Origin of the sequence: Streptomyces sp. CA-278952 (assembly GCF_028747205.1) — a bacterium.
Lineage (GTDB): Bacteria > Actinomycetota > Actinomycetes > Streptomycetales > Streptomycetaceae > Streptomyces.
The window spans coordinates 6,000,999-6,020,943 of record NZ_CP112880.1 but is presented as its reverse complement, the minus strand read 5'-3'; the positions used below and the strand labels follow the sequence as shown (position 1 = coordinate 6,020,943).

At 73.3% G+C, this 19,945-nt stretch carries 20 protein-coding genes and 1 other RNA gene; 11 read left to right on the top strand and 10 right to left on the bottom strand.

What is annotated here, in order from left to right; translation table 11 throughout:
* Window positions 1–80 precede the first annotated feature (80 nt).
* On the top strand, window positions 81–1,076 hold the full coding sequence (locus N7925_RS26795) for a Gfo/Idh/MocA family protein (RefSeq protein ID WP_265601970.1): 996 nt from the start codon (window positions 81–83) through the stop codon (window positions 1,074–1,076).
* A gap of 25 nt (window positions 1,077–1,101) precedes the next feature.
* Here the strand turns inward: N7925_RS26795 and N7925_RS26790 are convergent, their stop codons facing one another.
* Window positions 1,102–2,769 carry an alkaline phosphatase D family protein gene (locus N7925_RS26790; RefSeq protein ID WP_274345403.1) on the bottom strand — a complete coding sequence of 556 codons (1,668 nt, stop codon included), beginning with the start codon at window positions 2,767–2,769 and terminating at the stop codon, window positions 1,102–1,104.
* Window positions 2,770–2,913: 144 nt separating this feature from the next.
* On the opposite strand from N7925_RS26790, the gene N7925_RS26785 reads away from it, so the two are divergent.
* The 3 genes from N7925_RS26785 (at window position 2,914) to N7925_RS26775 (ending at window position 5,294) form a co-directional block, all read left to right on the top strand.
* Window positions 2,914–3,678: an SDR family oxidoreductase gene (locus N7925_RS26785; protein ID WP_274345402.1), complete on the top strand. Its 765-nt coding sequence runs from the start codon at window positions 2,914–2,916 to the stop codon at window positions 3,676–3,678.
* A 144-nt stretch (window positions 3,679–3,822) separates the two neighbouring features.
* Window positions 3,823–4,302, top strand: a complete 480-nt coding sequence (locus tag N7925_RS26780) for a lamin tail domain-containing protein (RefSeq protein ID WP_265601967.1) — start codon at window positions 3,823–3,825, stop codon at window positions 4,300–4,302.
* A gap of 137 nt (window positions 4,303–4,439) precedes the next feature.
* Complete coding sequence (locus tag N7925_RS26775) at window positions 4,440–5,294, top strand: PhzF family phenazine biosynthesis protein (RefSeq protein WP_265601966.1); 855 nt, start codon at window positions 4,440–4,442, stop codon at window positions 5,292–5,294.
* 109 nt (window positions 5,295–5,403) lie between these two features.
* On the opposite strand, the gene N7925_RS26770 is transcribed toward N7925_RS26775, so the two are convergent.
* Complete coding sequence (locus tag N7925_RS26770) at window positions 5,404–6,426, bottom strand: hypothetical protein (protein ID WP_274345401.1); 1,023 nt, start codon at window positions 6,424–6,426, stop codon at window positions 5,404–5,406.
* An 86-nt stretch (window positions 6,427–6,512) separates the two neighbouring features.
* Window positions 6,513–7,112, bottom strand: a complete 600-nt coding sequence (locus tag N7925_RS26765; RefSeq protein ID WP_274345400.1) for a TetR/AcrR family transcriptional regulator — start codon at window positions 7,110–7,112, stop codon at window positions 6,513–6,515.
* A 308-nt stretch (window positions 7,113–7,420) separates the two neighbouring features.
* On the opposite strand from N7925_RS26765, the gene N7925_RS26760 reads away from it, so the two are divergent.
* The 3 genes from N7925_RS26760 to N7925_RS26750 all read left to right on the top strand — a co-directional run bounded on the left by N7925_RS26760 (window position 7,421) and on the right by N7925_RS26750 (window position 10,491).
* On the top strand, window positions 7,421–8,812 hold the full coding sequence (locus N7925_RS26760) for an MFS transporter (RefSeq protein WP_322784803.1): 1,392 nt from the start codon (window positions 7,421–7,423) through the stop codon (window positions 8,810–8,812).
* Window positions 8,813–8,925: 113 nt separating this feature from the next.
* Complete coding sequence (locus tag N7925_RS26755) at window positions 8,926–9,513, top strand: GNAT family N-acetyltransferase (RefSeq protein WP_274345399.1); 588 nt, start codon at window positions 8,926–8,928, stop codon at window positions 9,511–9,513.
* Window positions 9,514–9,588: 75 nt separating this feature from the next.
* The gene (locus tag N7925_RS26750) at window positions 9,589–10,491 is read left to right on the top strand and encodes a glycosyltransferase family 2 protein (RefSeq protein WP_018958206.1); all 903 of its coding nucleotides are present in this window, start codon (window positions 9,589–9,591) and stop codon (window positions 10,489–10,491) included.
* Between the two features lie 33 nt (window positions 10,492–10,524).
* On the opposite strand, the gene N7925_RS26745 is transcribed toward N7925_RS26750, so the two are convergent.
* From N7925_RS26745 to N7925_RS26735, 3 genes are all read right to left on the bottom strand, one after another.
* Window positions 10,525–11,055 carry a GNAT family N-acetyltransferase gene (locus N7925_RS26745; RefSeq protein ID WP_274345398.1) on the bottom strand — a complete coding sequence of 177 codons (531 nt, stop codon included), beginning with the start codon at window positions 11,053–11,055 and terminating at the stop codon, window positions 10,525–10,527.
* A 176-nt stretch (window positions 11,056–11,231) separates the two neighbouring features.
* Window positions 11,232–11,641, bottom strand: an RNA gene (rnpB, locus tag N7925_RS26740) — RNase P RNA component class A.
* A gap of 58 nt (window positions 11,642–11,699) precedes the next feature.
* Window positions 11,700–12,269, bottom strand: a complete 570-nt coding sequence (locus tag N7925_RS26735) for a Uma2 family endonuclease (protein ID WP_265604020.1) — start codon at window positions 12,267–12,269, stop codon at window positions 11,700–11,702.
* A 180-nt stretch (window positions 12,270–12,449) separates the two neighbouring features.
* On the opposite strand from N7925_RS26735, the gene N7925_RS26730 reads away from it, so the two are divergent.
* From N7925_RS26730 to eda, 4 genes are all read left to right on the top strand, one after another.
* Window positions 12,450–13,196, top strand: coding sequence for a MerR family transcriptional regulator (locus tag N7925_RS26730; protein WP_265601961.1), 747 nt, complete (start codon window positions 12,450–12,452; stop codon window positions 13,194–13,196).
* Window positions 13,197–13,216: 20 nt separating this feature from the next.
* The gene (locus N7925_RS26725) at window positions 13,217–14,125 is read left to right on the top strand and encodes a hypothetical protein (protein ID WP_274346564.1); all 909 of its coding nucleotides are present in this window, start codon (window positions 13,217–13,219) and stop codon (window positions 14,123–14,125) included.
* A 253-nt stretch (window positions 14,126–14,378) separates the two neighbouring features.
* Window positions 14,379–15,179: a peroxide stress protein YaaA gene (yaaA, locus tag N7925_RS26720; protein ID WP_274345397.1), complete on the top strand. Its 801-nt coding sequence runs from the start codon at window positions 14,379–14,381 to the stop codon at window positions 15,177–15,179.
* Between the two features lie 152 nt (window positions 15,180–15,331).
* A complete protein-coding gene (gene eda / locus N7925_RS26715; protein ID WP_265601959.1) occupies window positions 15,332–15,982 on the top strand; it encodes a bifunctional 4-hydroxy-2-oxoglutarate aldolase/2-dehydro-3-deoxy-phosphogluconate aldolase in 651 nt (216 codons plus the stop codon).
* Between the two features lie 85 nt (window positions 15,983–16,067).
* Here eda and N7925_RS26710 read toward each other — a convergent pair whose 3' ends face one another.
* Genes N7925_RS26710 through N7925_RS26695 form a run of 4 tightly spaced genes read right to left on the bottom strand, consistent with a single transcriptional unit; the run spans window position 16,068 to window position 19,861 of the window.
* Window positions 16,068–16,853 carry a sulfite exporter TauE/SafE family protein gene (locus N7925_RS26710; protein ID WP_274345396.1) on the bottom strand — a complete coding sequence of 262 codons (786 nt, stop codon included), beginning with the start codon at window positions 16,851–16,853 and terminating at the stop codon, window positions 16,068–16,070.
* A 13-nt stretch (window positions 16,854–16,866) separates the two neighbouring features.
* Window positions 16,867–18,285 (bottom strand): bifunctional RNase H/acid phosphatase, encoded by a 1,419-nt coding sequence (locus N7925_RS26705; RefSeq protein WP_274345395.1) that lies wholly within the window; start codon window positions 18,283–18,285, stop codon window positions 16,867–16,869.
* Complete coding sequence (locus N7925_RS26700) at window positions 18,285–19,028, bottom strand: zinc ribbon domain-containing protein (RefSeq protein ID WP_265604018.1); 744 nt, start codon at window positions 19,026–19,028, stop codon at window positions 18,285–18,287. Before N7925_RS26700 ends, N7925_RS26705 begins: the two co-directional genes overlap by 1 nt.
* Window positions 19,025–19,861 carry a Nif3-like dinuclear metal center hexameric protein gene (locus N7925_RS26695; RefSeq protein WP_265601956.1) on the bottom strand — a complete coding sequence of 279 codons (837 nt, stop codon included), beginning with the start codon at window positions 19,859–19,861 and terminating at the stop codon, window positions 19,025–19,027. The genes N7925_RS26700 and N7925_RS26695 overlap by 4 nt, the downstream gene beginning before the upstream one ends.
* Window positions 19,862–19,945 lie beyond the last annotated feature (84 nt).

Here is a 19,945-nt window from a genome sequence, read left to right as displayed (position 1 = left end):
CACATCGTTGAATACGCATCTATGCTCTCAGCTCGACCGGAGTGGTCGATACCTTTTTCGGGCGGGCTGGGGTGGCGGGCATGGGTGGGACGGTGCGTTGGGGTGTTCTGGCGACGGGCGGCATAGCCGCGAGGTTCACGGCGGACGTACAGGGGCTCCCCGACGCCGAGGTGGTGGCGGTGGCCTCGCGCACGGAGGCCTCGGCGCGGGAGTTCGCCGAGCGGCACGGGATCGGGCGGGCCTACGGCAGCTGGGCGGAGCTGGTCGCCGACGACGAGGTGGACGTGGTGTACGTGGCCACCCCGCACTCGGCGCACCACGCGGCGGCCGGGCTGGCGCTGCGGGCCGGGAAGCACGTGCTGTGCGAGAAGGCGTTCACGCTCAACAGCCGGGAGGCGAAGGAGCTGGTGGCGTTGGCCCGGGACCGCGGCCTCTTCCTCATGGAGGCCATGTGGACCTATCTCAACCCGGTGGTCCGCCGCCTCACCGAGCTGGTCCGGGACGGGGCGATCGGCGAGATCCGTACCGTACAGGCGGATTTCGGCTTCGCGGGCGACGTCGCTCCCGGGCACCGGCTGCGCGATCCGGAGCTGGGCGGCGGGGCGCTGCTGGACCTCGGCGTCTATCCGGTCTCCTTCGCCCACCTGCTGCTGGGCGAGCCGGACCGGGTCCGGGCCGACGCGCTGCTGTCCCCGGAGGGCGTCGACCTGAACACGGGGATGCTGCTCGGCTGGGACTCCGGTGCGACCGCGCTGCTGTCCTGCTCGATCGTCGGCCACCATCCGACGGCGGCCACCGTCATCGGCACGGCCGGGCGGATCGACCTCCCGCGCGACTTCTTCCACCCGGACCACTTCGTCCTGCGGCGGGCGGGCGCGGAGCCGGAGACGATCACCTCGGGTCCGGGGCCCCAGGGGCTCTCGGGCATGCAGTACGAGGCAGTCGAGGTGGCGCGGGCGGTGCGGGCGGGCGAGACCGAGTCCCCGCTCGTCCCGCTGGAGGGTTCGCTGGCGGTGATGCGGACGCTCGACGCGGTACGGGACCGTATCGGCGTCCGCTACCCGGCGGACCGCTGAGCCCGGCTCTGCGGGCGTGCGGCCGTTACGCGGGGGTGAGCCCCGGGTTCCCGGCCTCGGTGACGAAGGAGGCCGCTGTGGTGAGGGGCGCGCCGGGGGTCGTGACCGCCGCCACCGTACGGAAGTCGGCGCGGGCCTCCTTCGTTCCGAGGGTGACGAGCGCGTAGCCGCGCCGCCCGTTGTAGTGCTTGAGGTGCGGGTTGGCGCGGGTCTGGTTCTCCCAGTTGGCGGGCCGGTCCGCGCCGTTCTTGCCGCTGCTGATGGACGTGGTGACGATCTCCGTGCCGACGGTCCGCGAGGCGGGGTCGTCGAAGTCCTTCTTCAGGTCGAAGGCGTAGGAGACGTGGACGTCGCCGGTGAGGACCATGAGGTTCTCCACCCCGGCGGCCTCGGCCCCGGCCAGCACCCGCTGCCGGGATGCGGGGTAGCCGTCCCAGGAGTCCATGGAGAGCTTGAAGGCGTCGGTGGGCACATCGCGCCGCTGGGCGAAGGTGACCTGCTGCGGGACGACGTTCCAGGTGGCGTTCGAGGCCCGCCAGCCGTCGGTCAGCCAGCGTTCCTGGGCGGCCCCGGTCATGGTGCGCGCGGGGTCCTCCGACTCGGGTCCCGGGGTGCGCCAGCCGTCGCCGTACGCCTGGTCGCTGCGGTACTGGCGGGTGTCGAGGATGTCGAACTGGGCGAGCCGCCCGAACTTCAGGCGGCGGTAGAGCCGCATGTCGGGTCCGGTGGGGCGCTGCGGGGTGCGCAGCGGCTGGTTCTCCCAGTACGCGCGGTACGCGGCGGCCCGGCGCAGCAGGAACTCCTCGGGCGGGACGTCGTTCTCGGGGGTGCCGCCCGCGTAGTTGTTCTCGGTCTCGTGGTCGTCCCAGGTGACGACGAAGGGGTGGGCGGCGTGGGCGGCGCGCAGGTCCGGGTCGGACTTGTAGAGGGCGTAGCGCAGCCGGTAGTCCTCCAGGGTGACCGTCTCGCGGTTGTAGTGCGCGGGGAGTCTGCGGTCGGTGTAGTCGCGGGCTCCGCCGGTGGCGGTGACGGCGTACTCGTAGAGGTAGTCGCCGAGGTGGAAGACGACGTCGACGTCCTCGGCGGCGAGGTGGCGGTAGGCGGTGAAGTAGCCGTCGTGGTACGCCTGGCAGGAGACGGCGGCCAGGGCCAGGGAGCTGTTGCGGGCTCCGGGGGCCGGGGCGGTGCGGGTGCGGCCGACCGGGCTGGTCCAGCTGCCGGTGCGGAAGCGGTAGTAGTAGACCCGTCCGGAGTCGAGGCCCTGGACCTCGGCGCGGACGCTGTGGGCGAACTCGGGGTGGGCGGTGGCCGAGCCGCGCCGCTCGACACGGCGGAAGCGCTCGTCGCGGGCCACCTCCCAGCGCACCTCGACCCGGCCGCGCGGCAGTCCGCCGCCCGGCTCGTAGGGGCGGGGCGCGAGCCGGGTCCAGATGAGGACGGACGCGGGCTGCGGGTCGCCGGAGGCGACGCCGAGGGTGAACGGGTCCTCGGCGATCCGGCGGGCGTCGAGTTCGGCGGCGCTCGCCGTGCCGGCGGCGGGCAGGTTCACGGCGAAGGCGAGCGCGGCGGCGGCGCCGGTGACGGTCAGGAAGCGTCTGCGTCCCACGCCCGGTTCGAGCAGCCGTGCGGCGGCGCGGAGTTCGTTCGTCCGTGTGCTCTGATCGGGCGTCATGATGGTCTGTGCGGCTGTCATATGCCCCTCCTCAGCCCGGATGCTGTCGGGATTCATGGCAGCCGCACGCGACGACGCACCGTTGTCGCGTGCACAACATCCGCATGGCGGGTCGATGAGCACCGCGTGCCCCGGGCACCGAGCCGTCCCGTACGCTGCCGGGCCATGAACACTGAGCAGACCGGCCGGAAAGTCGCCGTCGTCACGGGTGCGGGATCAGGGATCGGGCGGGCCGTCGCGCTCGCCCTCGCGAGCGCGGGCTGGTCGCTCGCGCTCGCCGGCCGGCGGGCCGAGCCGCTGGCGGAGACCGCGGCCGCCGCCGGGGACACCGAGGCGCTGTGCGTCACCACGGACGTGACCGACGCCGACGAGGTCGGCGCGCTCTTCACCGCCGTGCGGGAGCGGTTCGGCCGGCTGGACCTCCTGTTCAACAACGCGGGCACGTTCGGCCCCGGCGGCGTACCGCTGGAGGACCTGGCCGTCGAGGACTGGCGGGCGGTCGTCGAGGTGAACCTGACGGGCGCGTTCCTGTGCGCGCAGGCGGCGTACCGGCTGATGAGGGAGCAGGACCCGCAGGGCGGCCGGATCATCAACAACGGCTCGGTCTCCGCCCACGCGCCGCGCCCGCACTCGATCGCGTACACCGCGACCAAGCACGCGATGACGGGGCTGACGAAGTCGCTGTCGCTGGACGGCCGGGCCTACCGGATCGCCTGCGGGCAGATCGACATCGGCAACGCGGCGACGGAGATGACCGAGCGGATGTCGACCGGGATCCTCCAGGCCAACGGCGCGCTGGCGGCGGAGCCGGTGATGGCGGCGTCCGACGTGGCGCGGACGGTGGTGCACATGGCGGAGCTGCCGCTGGAGGCGAACGTCCAGTTCGCCACGGTCATGGCCACGAACATGCCGTACATCGGGCGCGGTTGAGACCACAGGTGGTCAGGTCTGCTCGAACTAGCCATTAAGTGGCTTAATTTGCGGACTTCTCCGCACTGGACCGAGCAAGCGCGTGCTGTCCGTATGATCGCATCTCGTTACGCCTTCACCAGAACAACACAGAAGGAACACCGAATGCGCATACGTACCGCTGCGCCGATCGCCCTGGCCGCCGCCACCGCACTGGCCGGCTCGCTCCTCGCCACGGCGGGACCGGCCTCGGCCGCCGCCCACCAGGGCGGGCTGCACTTCGGGACCGTGCAGTACGACGGCCCCGGCAAGGACAACCGGACCACGAAGTCGCTGAACGCCGAGTGGGTGAACATCCACAACAACGGCAAGAAGAAGGTCCAGCTCAAGGGCTACAAGGTGAAGGACAACACCGGCTACACCTACACCTTCGGCAGCTACACGATCGGTGCGGGCAAGACGGTCAAGCTCCGCACCGGCAAGGGCAAGAACGTCTCGGGCACCGTGCACTGGAACCGGGGCTCGTACGTCTGGAACAACACCGGTGACAAGGCGCGGCTGATCAAGCCGAACGGGAAGCTCCAGGACTCCTGCTCCTGGAAGAAGTCCACCAAGGCGAACAAGGGCGTCAAGAACTGCCACTGACACGCCCCGGGAGGGCCGGTCGCGGAACGGGGGGTCGCGACCGGCCCTCCCGCACGCCATACCGCCATACCGCTGCACCGCTGCGCCGCCGCTCCGGGCGGGGAATGCCGGGAGCGGCGGTGCGGTTGCACCTCTGCATGACACCTGATCGTGCGCCCGACGTCCTGCGCTACACCGCCTTCTCCGCCGACCCCGCCGGCGGGAATCCCGCCGGCGTCGTCCTGGACGCCTCCGGGATGGACGAGGAGGCGATGCTCGCCGTCGCGGCGGAGCTGGGCTACAGCGAGTCGGCGTTCCTGACGGAGCGGACCGGCGAAGGCGCGTACACGATCCGCTACTTCAGCCCGAAGGCCGAGGTGCCCTTCTGCGGTCACGCCACGGTCGCCACGGCGCTCGCCCTGGCCGAACGGGACGGGCCGGGCGAGCTGGAGTTCGCCACAGCCGCGGGTCCGGTGCCGGTGACCGTCGTACGGGAGGGCGGCGAACTCCGCGCCACTCTCACCAGCGTGGCCCCACGCGTCGAGGAGGCCGCGGCGGCCGACCTGACGGAGGCGCTGGCGGCCCTGGGCTGGGCGGCCGCCGACCTCGACCCGGCCGTGCCGCCCCGGATCGCCTACGCGGGGGCGCGGCACCTGGTGCTGGCCGCCGCCACCCGGGAACGGCTGGCCGACCTGGACTACGACTTCACGCGCCTCGAAGCGCTGATGCACCGGCTCGACCTGACCACGCTGCAACTGGTGTGGCGCGAGGGGCCCACGACCTTCCACGTCCGGGACCCGTTCCCGGTGGGCGGGGTCGTCGAGGATCCGGCGACGGGCGCGGCGGCGGCGGCCTTCGGCGCGTACGCACGGGAGCTGGGGCTCGTACCGGACGCGGCCGTGCTGACCCTGCACCAGGGGGCGGACATGGGCCGGCCCGGCACCCTCACCGTCGAACTGCGCGCGGGAGACGCCAGGGTCCGGGTCAGCGGAACGGGCACCCGGATCGGCTGACCCGCCCTTCCGGGGACGGCGAACCGGCGGCTCCCGGATCGGCTGACCCGCCTTCCCGGACACGGCGAACAGGCGGCGGTTCAGCCGGTGGCCTCCTTCAGGCGGCGGTTCAGCCGGTGGCCTCCTTGGCGGGCAAGACGTGGGCGTACCAGCGCTCCGTCTCCTCCGGGTCCAGCGCGCGCTCCAGCAGGGCGTCGCCGCGCATGCCGGGGAAGAAGCGGCCCGCGGGCCAGGTCCGCCGATAGGACGGCTCGTCCAGGACCAGCAGCCGGACGCCGTCGACGACGGGGATGTCGGCGGGGGCGCCCTCGTTCCAGATGAGTTCGCCGTCCGGGGCCACGAGGTCGAAGGAGCCCACCGTGTCCACCTGGCCGGGGGTCTCCCGGCAGACGGCCGCCTCCTGCGCCGAGGGCGCGTGACCCTCCACATGGCCGCCGCCTATGAGCGCGTCGGCGAGCAGGGTGTGCAGCTGGAAGTTGTCCCCGATGCCGGAGAGCCGCAGGAGGTAGCCGGTGCCGCTCGACCGGTGGAGGGCGACGAGCGGTTCGTCGTCCAGCACCAGGAGCGCGTGGGCGAGGGACTTGAACTCCGTGCCGGAGACCCGTTCCACCGCACCGAGCAGCCGCAGCGCCTCGCCCCGGAAGCCTGCCGCCCGCCGCACACCGGGGTGGTTCAGCAGCGCGACGGCGGCCATCTCCCACTGGGGAAGGGTCCACCAGCCGGCGGCCGCGTCGGCGCCGGCCCGCTCCACCGGCTCCGGGCCCGGCTCGCCACCGTCCGGAACGGGGAACGCGCCGCCCCCGGTCCCGGTCCACGCTTCGCAGAACACCAGAGCCTGCTCCAGCGCCCATCGCAGCCCGGCCAGCACTCCCGGCGCGCAGCGCTCGGCGTCCGCGCCGCGCTCGACGCAGGCCCCCACGAGCATGGCGACGACGGCACGGGGGCCGGGCGGCACCTGCTCCAGCACGGCGGCGAGCCGCGGCCCGCCGTCCAGCAGCTCCGACTCCCTGGCCTGCCCGAAGGTCTCCTGCAGCCGGACGAACGCCTTACCGGAGCGCTTGGCGTCCTCGGCGGTCACCGCCGCCTCGAAGTCGGCGACGACTCCCCCGAACCCGGCCTTACCGAATATCATTCCAGCACTTTAACGACGTGCCGTCGGGCACCACGAAGCCGGTCGCCGCCCAGGGCTTCCCACGCCCCTCGTCGCACGAATCCCCCTCATCGCACGAAGCCCCCTTCCCGTACGAAGACCCCTTCGCGCGCGGCGGCGACCGCGGCGGCGGCGGCCCGGTCGGCGGCCGCCTCGTCCAGCGGGGCGCCACTGGCCAGCAGCCGGTAGTACAGGGGCGCCGACACCGCGGCGATCACCTCGCCCGGGTCCGTGCCGGCGGGCAGTTCGCCGCGATCGACCGCCACCTCGACACAGCCGGACCACTCCCCGATCCGGACCGCGTAGAAGCGGTGCAGGGCCTCGGCGGTCCGCGGATCGCAGGTGGCGGCGGCGATGACGGCCGCGAAGAGAGCGCCCTGCCGGGAATCGGTCAGCGCCCGGACCACGAGGCGGGCGTTGACCCGGAGGTCCTCGGCCAGTGACCCGGTGTCCGCGCGCGGCAGCGACTGCTCCGCCATGTCCGAGAGCAGATCGGCCACCAGACCGGCGGGCGCGGACCAGCGCCGGTAGACGGTCGTCTTGCCGACCCCGGCCCGCCGGGCGACGTCGGCCAGGTCGAGCCCGTCGAAGCCGTGCTCGACCAGCGCGTCCCCGGCGGCGCGCAGCACCGCCTCCCGCACCCGGGCGGTGCGGCCGCCGGGACGCACGGTGCCCGGCTCCCCACCGTCGGCGTCGACACCGCCAGAGCCTCCGGGACTCGCGGAGCCTCCGGAGCTTTCAACGCCTTCAACGCCTGCAACACCTGCAACGCCTTCAACGCCTTCAGAAGTCATAACGGGTCTCCAGTTCCATTAATAGCGCTCCCCCTGCTACGGTGACTCGCACCTTAACGGAACCATAGAACCGTTAAGAAATCCGCCGCACAGGAAGGCGCCCTGCCATGTCCCGTACCGCACCCGCACCCTCGCCCGCACCCACTGGGCCGACGACCGCCCCCCGCGCCGCCGGCCCACGCATGACGAGACGCCAGAAGCTCGTACTGGCCCTGCTGCTCGGCTCCCAGTTCATGATCGCGGTGGACTTCTCGATCCTGAACGTGGCGCTGCCCGTCGTCGGGGAGGGGCTCGGATTCTCCCTCGCCCACCTCCAGTGGATCGCCACGTCCTTCGCGCTCGCCGCCGCCGGATTCACCCTGCTCTTCGGACGCGTCGCCGACCTCGTCGGCCGCAAGAACCTGTTCATCGGCGGCATGGTCGTCCTCGGGCTCTCCTCCGCGCTCGGCGGCCTCGCCACCTCGCCCGAGGTCCTCCTCGCCGCCCGCGTGCTCCAGGGCCTGGCCACCGCGGCCGTCACCCCCGCCGGGCTCGCGCTGCTGACCACCGCGTTCAAGGAGGGGCCGCTGCGCGAACGGGCGCTGGGGCTCAACGGCGCCCTGATGTCTGCCGGATTCACCGCCGGAGCGATCCTCGGCGGCCTCCTGACGGACCTGCTCTCCTGGCGCTGGGCCTTCTTCATCAACGTACCGGTCGCTGCCCTGGTCGTGATCCTGGCCCCGTCCGTGATCACCGACTCCCGGCCGGAGCGACGGCCCCGGCTGGACGTGCCCGGCGCGGTCACCGTCACCGGCGGGCTGCTGCTGCTCGTCCTCGGGCTCACCCAGGCCGGCGAGACCGGCTGGACCACCCCCACCACGCTGGCCTCCCTGGTCGCCGGCGTCGCCCTCCTGATCGCGTTCGTCCGCATCGAGCAGCGCGCCACCGCACCGCTCGTCCCGATGCACATCCTGAAGCGGCGGAGCGTCGTCTGGGGCAACGCCGCCGGGCTGATCGCCTTCGTCACCGAGACCTCGCTGGTGTTCCTGCTCACCCTGTACCTCCAGGAGGTCCTCGGCTACTCCGCGCTGGCCACCGGCCTCGCGTTCGGCGTGCTGGGCGTCGGCACGGTCGTCGGCGGGATGCTCGGCGGACGGGCGGTGGGCCGGTTCGGCAACCGGCGCGCCATCGTGCTGGGCGGGGTCGTCCAGGCCGTCGCCACGCTCTCCCTCGTCGCGCTCGGCACGTCCGGCTCCTGGATCTGGCTGCTGCTGGCCGCCACCTTTGTCGGCGGTGTGGGCAACATGCTGATGATCGTCGGCTTCATGGTCACGGCCACCTCCGGCCTGCCCGACGAGGAGCAGGGGCGGGCCACCGGACTGGCGACGATGACCCAGCAGGTCGGCATCACCCTCGGCATCCCGGTGATGAGCGCGATCGTCACCGCCCGGACGGGGGCCGCGACGGGGCCGGACGCCGTCCTGTCCGGCGTCTCCACCGCCATCCTCGTGAACTCCGCACTGGTCCTGGCCGGCGCCCTGCTCGCCGGGTACTTCCTGACCGAGAGGAACCGGAAGGCAGCGGCGGAGGGGTGAGCGGAGCGGGACCGCCCTCAGGAACCGTCCCGTTCCGTCCCCGGGAACCGGCCCCGGCCTGCGGGGTTCCTCCCCCGGGGGCGGAACGGGATCGACAGCGGGAGGATACGGACATGCCCGAGCCCGAGCCGTTGACCGTTCCGAGCATGTCCGCGGGACCGGACTTCGTCCTGCGCCCCTGGGAGATGAGCGACCTCCCGCTGGTCCGGGAGGCCTCGCTCGACCCGTACATCCCGCTCATCACCACGATCCCGTCCCGCTACTCGGACGCGGCCGCCGAGGCGTTCGTCCGCAGGCAGTGGGAGCGCGCGGCCACCGGCGCCGGATACCCGTTCGCCATCGTCCGCTCCCGTGACCGGCGCCCGGTCGGCGCGATCGGGCTCTGGCTCCGCGACCTGCCCGAGGGCCGCGCCTCGCTCGGCTACTGGCTCACCAGCCCCGCCCGCGGCCAGGGCGTCGCCCGCGCCGCTCTGCGTACGGTGACGGGGTGGGCCGTGCGCGACCTCGGCGTCCAGCGCCTCCAGCTCTTCATCGAGCCGTGGAACACCGCCTCCGCCCGGATCGCCGAGGACGTCGGTTTCCGGCGGGAGGGGCTGCTGCGCGGCTGGCAGCAGGTGGGCGACCGGCGGCGGGACATGACCGTGTACGCCCTGCTGAACACCGACGGGCCCGTGGATGGCCGGGCGGTAACCGCACCCTGAACACCGAGGCGTTACGATCGCGGGCACCGCGGCCGACCAGCAGCCGCACGGCAGTCGAGCCCAGGAGTACCGAACTTGTCCGCACCACGCATCGGCGTATCCATCGTGACCATGGGGGACCGCCCGCAGGCGGTCGAGGCGCTGCTGGCGTCGGTCGCCATGCAGGACGTCCGGCCGACCCGGCTCGTGATCATCGGCAACGGGACGGCGCTCCCGGACTTCACCGCGTTCCCCGGCCTGGAGGACCTCGACGGCGGGGTGACCACCATCGAGCTGCCGGAGAACCTCGGCTGCCCGGGCGGCCGGAACGCCGGTCTGCGCAGGCTCGCCGAGATCGGCGACGTGGACGTGGTGATCGAGCTGGACGACGACGGGCTGCTGGTCGAGAAGGACGTCTTCCGCCGGGTGCGGGACCTCTTCGCGGCCGACGACCGGCTCGGCATCGTCGGCTTCCGGATCGCCGACGAGCACGGCGAGACCCAGCGGCGCCACGTACCCCGGCTCCGGGCGGGCGACCCCATGCGCGGCGGCCCGGTCACGGCCTTCCTCGGCGGCGGCCACGCGTTCTCCATGAAGATGCTGGAACAGACCGGGCCGTGGCCCGCCGAGTTCTTCTTCACCCACGAGGAGACCGACCTCGCCTGGCGCGCGCTCGACGCGGGCTGGAAGGTGTTGTACGAGCCCGAACTGCTGCTCCAGCACCCCAAGACGTCCCCGGCCCGGCACGCGGTCTACTACCGGATGACGGCCCGCAACCGCGTCTGGCTGGCCCGCCGCAACCTGCCCCTCCCCCTGGTCCCCGCCTACCTCGGCACCTGGACCCTGCTCACCCTCGCCCGCACCCGCGACCCGAAGGGCCTGCGCGCCTGGGCGGGCGGCTTCGCCGAGGGCGTCCGGACCCCGTGCGGCGAGCGGCGCCCGATGCGCTGGTCCACGGTGTGGCAGATGACCCGGCTGGGCCGGCCGCCGGTCATCTGACCCGCCGCCGCGGTCCCGGCGGGCCTCAGGGGCTCAGCCGTCCTCGGAGGCCCAGCCGTCCTCGGAGGCCCAGCGGTAGAGCACGTCCGGCTCGTTCTCCTCGTTGCGGGCACCGTCGTCGAATGCGACGGCGGTGAACCCGTGCCGCTCGTAGAAGGCGCGGGCGGCGGCGTTGCGCTGGAACACGTACAGCTTCAGGGCCCCCTCCGCCGCGCCGCGCACCTCCGCCAGCAGCCGGCTCCCGATCCCCCGCCGCAGCGCGTCGGGCCGCAGATAGAGATGATCGAGCTCGTCGTCCCCGGCGAGCACGGCGAACCCGAGCAGTTCCCCGCCCTCCGCCGTCTCCTCGGCCACCCACACCGCGGTGCTGGTGGGCAGCACGACATGGGTGATCCACGCGAGGGTGTCCTCGTCGCTGTGGACCCGGGGCAGATACGGCATGGCGGCGGCCCGGGAGGCCAGGAAGACCCGGGTGACGGCCTCCGCGTCGTCCGGCGTGGCCGGGCGCAGCCGTACGCCCTGATGGCCCGGCCGCCCGGCTCCGGTGTTTTCCGTGACGCTCATCGCCCTGTCTCCCCGCTTCCGTCGGCTCGGCGCCCGCCGGTTCCGGCCGGCGCCCGGTCAGCGGTGATCAGACCACGCCGACAGCCTTCCGCGCAGGTGGAATAACGCGCGGCGGAACAACGCGCCGCCGACGTGAACGTGCTGGGGCGCGCGGCGGCCGGGGACGGGTGAGACGGCAGACGAGTCGGGCTGTACGCCGGGTTCTGTCGCCCGGTCGCCTCGCGGCGGCCGGGGAGACGGCCATCCATCTAGGGCCGGCATTGCTGCCGGCCTCGTGCGGTCTACCCGTGAACTCGGGCGAGCAGCCCTCGAACGTTCACGCAGAGCCACCCCATCTCTGGGGCGCCCCCTCTTGACCTTGCTCCGGGTGGGGTTTACCTAGCCGCCTGAGTCACCTCAGGCGCTGGTGGTCTCTTACACCACCGTTTCACCCTTACCCGGGACCGAGGTCCCGGGCGGTCTGTTTTCTGTGGCACTGTCCCGCGGGTCACCCCGGGTGGCCGTTAGCCACCACCCTGCCCTGTGGAGCCCGGACGTTCCTCGGGAGAACCCCGAAGGATCCTCACGCGGCCGTCCGCCCGGCTCGTCTGCCGTGATCGCCATCCTACCGGGCCCTGGGGACCGGCAGTCCTGGCGGTGGTCCCTCAGCCGAAGTCCCCGGTCTCCAGATCGAAGGCGAAGGGCTCGGGCAGCGGCAGCGGTTTCCCGTACGGGATCGTGAGGAGCTGGCGGTAGTCGTCGTTCTCCGGATCGCTGAACAGCGTCACTGAACTGTCGTCCCGGTCGATGAGCAGGTAGAGCGGGATGCCGCTGCGCGCATAGCAGCGGCGCTTGGCCTCGCGGTCGGCCCGCGGCTTGGTGGAGGTCACTTCGACCACCAGAGCGACACCCTCGGGGGCCATCCAGGATTCGGCGCCGCGGAAGAGGCGGAGCTCCAGAGGGGCGAAGGTGCCGTCGGGGATGGCGTGGTTCTTGGGGCAGCCACCACCGCTGCGAAGTTTCAGGCCCTTGTTTCCGGAGAACTGCATGCGCGTTCGGGCGCGCCTTGCCACTTGGTCGACGATCAGGCCGATGTAGTCCTCGTGGTCCCCGTCCGGCGGCGGCGTCACGACAATCTCCCCCTCGATCAGTTCCGCCCGGAAGCCTTCCGGCGTGTCCAGGGCCAGGAAGCCCTCCAGAAGGACTTCTGCCTGCGTGAGCGGCTCGTGCGCCATGGCAGTCATGTCACGCTCCTTCCTCGGTCGCTCGCCAGACTGGGGCATCGGGGGGACCAGCCGTCCATGAGATCGGAGTTCTTCCCCCGATCGTGGCACAGGCCGACACGGCGTGGACGGAAGCGCGGGAAGGAAAACGGTGCTTGACCTTGTCGCGGCGTCAACGTTTCTACTGGCCGCATGCGTATCGGAGAGATCGCCGCGCTCGTGGGAGTCACTTCCCGGGCCGTCCGGCACTACCACCACATCGGCCTCCTGCCCGAGCCTGCCCGGCAGGCCAACGGCTACCGGGCGTACACCGTCCGCGATGCCGTGCTGCTGGCCAGGATCAGGCGGCTGACGGAGATCGGGCTCTCCCTGGACGAGGTGCGGGACGTCCTCGCCGACGACGCGGGGCGGGAGCTGGCCGAGGTGCTCGGGGAGCTGGACGCCGATCTGGCGCGGCAGGAGCGGGAGATCCACGAGCGGCGGCAGGTGCTGGCCGCGCTCCTGGAGGCGCCGCTCACCTCGGACGGGCCGCTCTCCCCCGCCCTCGCCGCGCTGTTGGAGCACGCGCCCGCCACCACGTCCCCGGCCGCGGCGAAGGACCGCGAGCATCTGTCGTTGCTGGACGCGGCGGGCGACGGCGCGGGGGCCGAGCTGTACGCCGCGCTGCGTCCGCTGGCCGAGGACCCGGGCGTTCTCGCGCTGTACGAGCGGCTCGACGAGCTGGCCGGGGCCGGGGTGGACGACCCGCGCATCGCGCCGCTGGCGGCCGAGCTGGTCGCCGCCGTACCGGACGAGGTCCTGGCGGTGATCCCCGACGGCGAACCGTCGACGACGGGGATGGGGCGGGTGCTGCTCGACGACTACCCACCCGCCCAGCGCGCGGTGGTGCGCCGGGTGATGGAGGCGCTGGCCGAGCGGGTGCGGGGGAGGAACACGTGAGTACCGGACGGGCGGTGGGTATGCGGGTGGCGCGGGTCGCGATGTGGGCGGTGCTGCCCGGGGAGGTCGCGCTGGCTGTCTGTCCGGTGGCCGGAGTCCGGATACCGGGTGCCGTTCTGCTGGTGGCCGAGGTGCTGGTGGTGGGTGTCCTCGCGCTGGAGGCGTACGTGATGTGGCCGCTGTACACGGCGCGGCGGCGGGCCGGGGACACCCGGCGGGAGGCCGGACTGTCCGCGGTGCGGGCCGTGGTGCCGGTGGCCGTGCGGCGGCTGGTGGTGCACGAACTCCGGGCGTTGCACAGTCTCGGGCTGTGGGTCCTGCGCCGCCGCCACCGGATTCCGGCGGGGGCCCAACCGTTCTCGTACACCGGACCGCAGACCGGGATCATGTGGACGTTCGTCTTCGTCTCCGTCGTGGAGACCGTGGTGCTGGCCCTGGTGATCCCCTGGCCGCTCGTCCACGCGATCCTGCTCGTGGTGGACGTGTACGGGATCGTCATCATCGTCGCCCTTCAGGCGGCCTGCGTGACCCGGCCGCATCTCGTGGAGGCCGACGGTGCGCTGCGGCTGCGCTACGGCGCCCTGTTCGACCTGCGGGCGCCCGCCGCCGTGATCGCCTCCGCCCGGGTGGAGCGGCGCTTCCCGGACGGGAGTCTGGTCCGGGTGGACGCGGACGGGACGCTCGATCTGGCGGTGGGGAGCCAGACGACGGTGACGGTGGAGCTGACGGAGCCGGTGGCGTTCGTGCGGCCGCTCGGCCGGCGCGGGAGCGCCCGGACGCTCCGCTTCCACGCCGACGACCCACGGGCGGCGGTGGCGGCGCTCACGAAGGGCGCAAAGGACACGAAGGACACGAAGGACCGGGCAGTGTCCTGCCCGCTCACGCCGGAGCGAACAGCACCGTCCTCGAATCCGGACCCGCCTGGGTGAGCCGGACCCGCAGCCGCTCCCCCGACGGGAGCCGCGAGGCAGCGTTCGGAGGCGTACCGGTCGACGAGGCGGCGCAGCGGTGCGGTGCAGTGCGTGTAGAGATCGGCGACCGCCGCGTGCACGGCGGGGTCAAAGGGCGCGGCCGTCGCCGTACGAGGACCGCCGCCCCGTCCCCGTACCCTTGCCGAGGACCCGGAGAGCCCGCACGCCGACCGGGTCCGCGCTTGCGCCGTACGTACGAAGGAGAACCGCCGTGCTCGTGCTGTTGCCGCCCTCCGAAGGAAAGGCCGCCTCGGGGCGCGGGGCTTCGCTGAAGCCGGAGTCGCTGTCGCTGCCGGGGCTCGCCCCGGCCCGTGCGGCGGCGCTGGACGAGCTGGTCGAGCTGTGCCAGGCGGACGAGGAGAAGGCCCGTGAGGTGCTGGGGCTGAGCGTGGGGCTGCGGGGCGAGGTCGGCAAGAACACCGAGCTGCGCACCGCCGGGACCCGCCCGGCCGGGGAGCTGTACACCGGCGTGCTGTACGACGCCCTCGATCTGGCCTCGCTGGAGGCGGACGCGCGGCGGCGGGCGGCGAAGTCGCTGCTGGTCTTCTCGGGACTGTGGGGCGCGGTCCGGATCGGCGACCGGATTCCGCCGTACCGCTGCTCGATGGGGGTCAAGCTGCCCGGTCTCGGCGCGCTCGGGGCGTACTGGCGTACCCCGATGGAGACCGTGCTGCCCGAGGCCGCCGGGAACGGGCTCGTCCTGGACCTGCGGTCCTCGGCGTACGCGGCGGCGTGGAAGCCGGTGGGTGAGGTGGCGTCGCGTACGGCGAGCGTGCGGGTGCTGCACTCGCAGCTGGCGGACGGGGTGGAGAAGCGGTCCGTCGTGAGCCACTTCAACAAGGCGACCAAGGGCCGGCTGGTGCGCGATCTGCTGGTGGCGGGTGCGCGGCCGAAGGGCCCGGCTCAGTTGGCGGAGGTGTTGCGGGACCTCGGGTACGTGGTGGAGGCCGAGGCCCCCGCACGGGCCGGGCGGCCGTGGTCGCTGGACGTGGTGGTGACGGACATCCACTGAGACATCCACTGACCGGCACAGGGAGGCCCATTGCGCACGGTTCAACGCCGGCACTCTCCGGGATGCCGCCGAACCGCGACACCCGCCTCATCTCGTTGCGCTCTGCGCAACGCTCGTTGCAGATATTGCCTTGGGCGCGGCAGGATGGCCCCATGACCTCCTCTGCCGCGCCCTCCGCCCCGTCCGACGCCTCCGTGCTGGATCTCGCACCCGTCGTGCCCGTCGTCGTCCTGCACGACGTGGCCGACGCGGTGCCGTTGGCGCGGGCGCTGGTGGCGGGCGGGCTCCCGGCGATCGAGGTGACGCTGCGGACGCCCGCCGCGCTGGAGTCGATCCGGGCCATGGCCGCCGAGGTGCCGGGCGCGGTGGTCGGGGCGGGCACGGTGATCTCGCCGGAGCATGTACGGGACACCGTCGACGCCGGGGCCCGATTCCTGGTCAGCCCGGGGTGGACGGACGCGCTGCTGGAGGCGATGAAGGCGTCCGGGGTGCCGTTCCTGCCCGGCGTCTCGACCACCTCCGAGGTAGTGGCCCTACTGGAGCGCGGGGTGCGGGAGATGAAGTTCTTCCCGGCCGAGGCGGCGGGCGGCACGGCCTACCTCAAGGCCCTGTCCGGGCCGCTCCCCCAGGCCCGGTTCTGCCCGACCGGCGGCATCTCGCTCGCCTCCGCGCCGTCGTACCTCGCGCTGCCCAACGTCGGCTGCGTGGGCGGCAGCTGGATGGTGCCGGGCGACGCGGTAGCGGCGAAGGACTGGGACCGGGTGGCCCGCCTGGCGGCCGAGGCGGCGACGCTCGGCGCGTGATACCGCAGAGCTGAGGAAGTCCCTCGGGGCGGGAGCTGCACGGCGTGACACCTCTCAGCGCAGAAGCTGCACGGCGTGAGACCCCTCAGCGCAGGAACTGCACGGCGTAGAGCCCGCCGACGCCGAGGGCCAGCATCCCCAGCAGCAGCCGCAGGGCCGTCTCCGGGAGGCGGGGCTGGAGGCGGGCGCCGAGGTACCCCCCGCACAGTCCGCCGAGTCCGCAGGCCAGGCCGAGGGACCAGTACGGCGCGATGTCGCCGGTGGTGGTCAGGGACAGCAGCGCGTACGTCCCCGCGCCGACGGCCGAGGTCACGAAGGTGGCGGCGAGCGCGGCCGGGGCGACCTTCGCCACCGGCATGCCGCGCCCCACGAGGATCGGGCCGAGGAGCGATCCGCCGCCGATCCCGTAGATCCCTCCGGCCACGCCGACCGCCATGGCCAGCCGGGTGACGGCGCGGGCCGAGGGCTCCCGGTCGGGGGCCGTGCGGGAGGCGCGGCGCAGGGTCCGCAGGCAGAGCCAGCCGCCCAGCGGCAGCAGCAGGACGGCGATGAGCAGCCGGAACACCGACGGGCCCGGCACGGCGACCACCCGGATCACCGCGCCGACGACCACGCCGGGAACGGTGCCCAGGACGAGCAGCCGGGTCAGCGGCCCCCGCAGGGTGCCGGCCCTGTGGTGCCGCAGCAGGGCCCCGGGGCCCGCCACCACGTTGTAGAGCAGGTTGGTTGGGGTGACCGCGGGGCTGGGCACCCCGAGCACGCTGATCTGGACCGGCAGCAGGAACACCGCGCCGGAGACGCCGACCGGCGCGGTGGCCACGGAGATCAGCAGTCCGGCGGCGAACCCGAGCAGCCCCGTCGGCCAGTCCATGCGCGGCCCGCTGTCAGCGCAGGTGGGACGTGTCGTTGAGCAGGCGTACGGAGGCGTTGCCGTCCCCGTAGTAGGCGACCGTGGAGATCGAGGCCGCCGACAACTCCATCCTGAACAGCGCCTCGGGCGGGGCTCCCAGGGCGAGCCGGACGAGCGTCTTGATGGGGGTCACATGGGTGACGAGCAGGACCGTGCGGCCCGCGTACCGGGCGACGATCCGGTCCCGGGCGGCCGCGACGCGCCCGGCGACCTCCGCGAAGCTCTCGCCGCCGCCGGTCGGGGCGGTGTCCGGGGAGGCGAGCCAGGCGGTGAGGTCGTCCCCGTACCGCTCCCGTACCTCCCCGAAGGTCAGGCCCTCCCACGCGCCGAAGTCCGTCTCGCGGAGGCCCTCGTCGATCCGGACGTCGAGGCCGAGGCGGTCGGCGACGGCCGCGGCGGTCTCGCGGCAGCGGCGCAGCGGGGAGCTGACGATCTCCTGGACGGTGCCCAGGGCGGCGAAGTGCTCGGCGGCCCGGGCGGCCTGGTCACGGCCGGTGGCGGAGAGCTCGGGGTCGGTGCCACCGCTGCCGGAGAACCGCTTCTCGGGCGTGAGGGCGGTCTCGCCGTGCCGGAGCAGGACGAGCGTGGCGGGCGCGCCCAGGTCGGCGGCCGGTCCCCAGCCGGTCTGCGGTGCCACCGCGGCGGCCGGCTTCTTCTTCTGCTGCTGCTGCTGCTGCGAGGCTCCGGCCGCCTCCGGTGCCGTTCCGGCCGGCTGACCGGGGGCCGGCGCTTCGGCCGGCACGGCGGGGACCGTGGTGTCCGGTACTCCGGGCTCCGGCACCGGGAAGAGGGTGTCGGCCGCCGGGGCGGCCGCGCCGCGCGCGGCCGCGAGGGCCGCACGGGCCCTGGCCGCGCCCGCGACCTGGTCGCCGGGCGGGCCCTGGGCGGGCGGCGGGGTGCTCACGGTGCCGCGCGCCGGGGCGTCGAGGGCGGCCGTCGAGGCGGACGCCTCCCACTGCCTGCCGTCGCGGCCCGCGTCCATCGCTTCGTTGGCGAGCCGGTCCGCGTGCTTGTTCTGCGCGCGCGGGATCCACTCGTACGTCACCGAGGACGGCGGCAGGACCGCGGCGGCGCGGGCCGCCAGCGGCTTCATGTCGGGGTGCTTGATCTTCCAGCGCCCCGACATCTGCTCCACGACCAGCTTGGAGTCCATCCGGACGTGGACCCGCAGCGCGTCCCCCGCGTCCGGGAACAGCCCCTTCGCGGCCGTCAGACCGGCGATCAGGCCCCGGTACTCGGCGACGTTGTTCGTCGCGACGCCGATGTACTCGGCGGTCTCGGCGAGGGGTTCGCCGGTGGCCGGGTCGATGACGACCGCGCCGTAACCGGCGGGCCCCGGGTTGCCCCGGGAGCCGCCGTCGGCCTCGACCACCACCTGGCGGGCGGCGCTCATTACAGGCCCGACTCCGAGGTGCGGACCAGGATCCGGTGGCAGTTCTCGCAGCGCAGAACGGTGTCGGGGGACGCGGCGCGCACGTCGCCGACCTCGGCCATGTTCAGCTCGAGACGGCAGCCCTCGCAGCGGCGCTGGTAGAGCCGGGCGGCGCCGACCCCGCCCTGCTGGGCGCGGAGCTTGTCGTACAGCTTCAGCAGGTCGGCGGGGATGACCTCGGCGACGACCTGGCGGTCCTTGGTCACCGTTGCGGCCTCGGCGTCCAGCTCGGCGGTCGCGGCGTCGCGGCGGGCGGTGGCGTCGTCGACCTTGGCCTGCACGGCGGAGACCCGCTCGGTCAGCTCGGCGACCCGCTCCTGGGCGCCCTCACGGCGCTCCATGATCTCCAGGACGACGTCCTCCAGGTCTCCCTGGCGCTTGGCGAGCGAGACGATCTCGCGCTGGAGGCTCTCCAGGTCCCTGGGCGAGGAGACCGCGCCGGAGTCCAGGCGCTGCTGGTCGCGGACGGCACGCTGGCGCACCTGGTCGACGTCCTGCTCGGCCTTGGTCTGCTCGCGGGTGGTGTCGCTCTCCTCGGTGGTGGAGGCGACCAGGAGGTCACGCAGCTGGGCGAGGTCGCTGCTGAGCTGCTCGATCTCGGCGTGCTCCGGCAGCGAGGTGCGCTTGTGGGAGAGCTGGGCGAGACGGAGGTCGAGGGCCTGGACGTCGAGAAGTCGGATCTGGTCGGCGGGCGCGGCGTTCAGTTGGGGGCTCCAGAGGAATGGTGGGTGGTCCAGGGGTCGGTGACCTGCTTCGAGACATGGACCCGCAGGTCCCATCCGTGGCGGTCGGAAAGCGCGTCGAGCTGGGCGGCCGCCTGCTCGCACCAGGGCCACTCGGTGGCCCAGTGCGCGGCGTCGACGAGGCCGAGCGGCGAGTGCTGCACGGCCTCGGAGGCCGGGTGGTGGCGCAGGTCGGCGGTGAGGAAGGCGTCGACGCCCGCGGCGCGCACGGCGTCGAAGAGGCTGTCGCCGGAGCCTCCGCTGACGGCGACGGTGCGCACGCGCGCCTCCGGGTCGCCGGCCAGCCGGATGCCCTGCGCGGTGGCGGGGAGCCGGGCTGCGGCCCGGGCGGCGAAGGCGGCCAGGGTCTCGGGGTGATCCAGTTCGCAGATCCGGCCCAGTCCGCGCCGGCCCTCCGGATCGGTGGGGTCGGGGACGAGGGGCCCGGTGATCCGCAGGTCCAGAGCGCCGGCCAGGGCGTCGGAGACGCCGGGGTCGGCGGTGTCGGCGTTGGTGTGCGCGACGTGGAGCGCGATGCCGTGCTTGATGAGGGTGTGGACGACCCGGCCCTTGAAGGTGTCGGCGGCGACCGTCGTCGTCCCGCGCAGATAGAGCGGGTGGTGGGTGACGATCAGCTGGGCGCCGAGCTCCAGGGCCTCGTCGGCGATCTCGCGAACCGGGTCGACGGCGAACAGCACCCGGTCGATCTCCGCGTCCGGGTCGCCGCAGACCGTCCCGACCGCGTCCCATCCCTCGGCCCGCTCGGGGGGCCAGAGGGCGTCGAGGGCGGCGATGACTTCAGACAGACGGGGCACGGGGGAAAGGCTACCTGTCCGGGGTGGTCCGTCGCCCCTGGCCGCCGGACCTGTACGCCAGGACCGGCGGCCGGACACGAATCG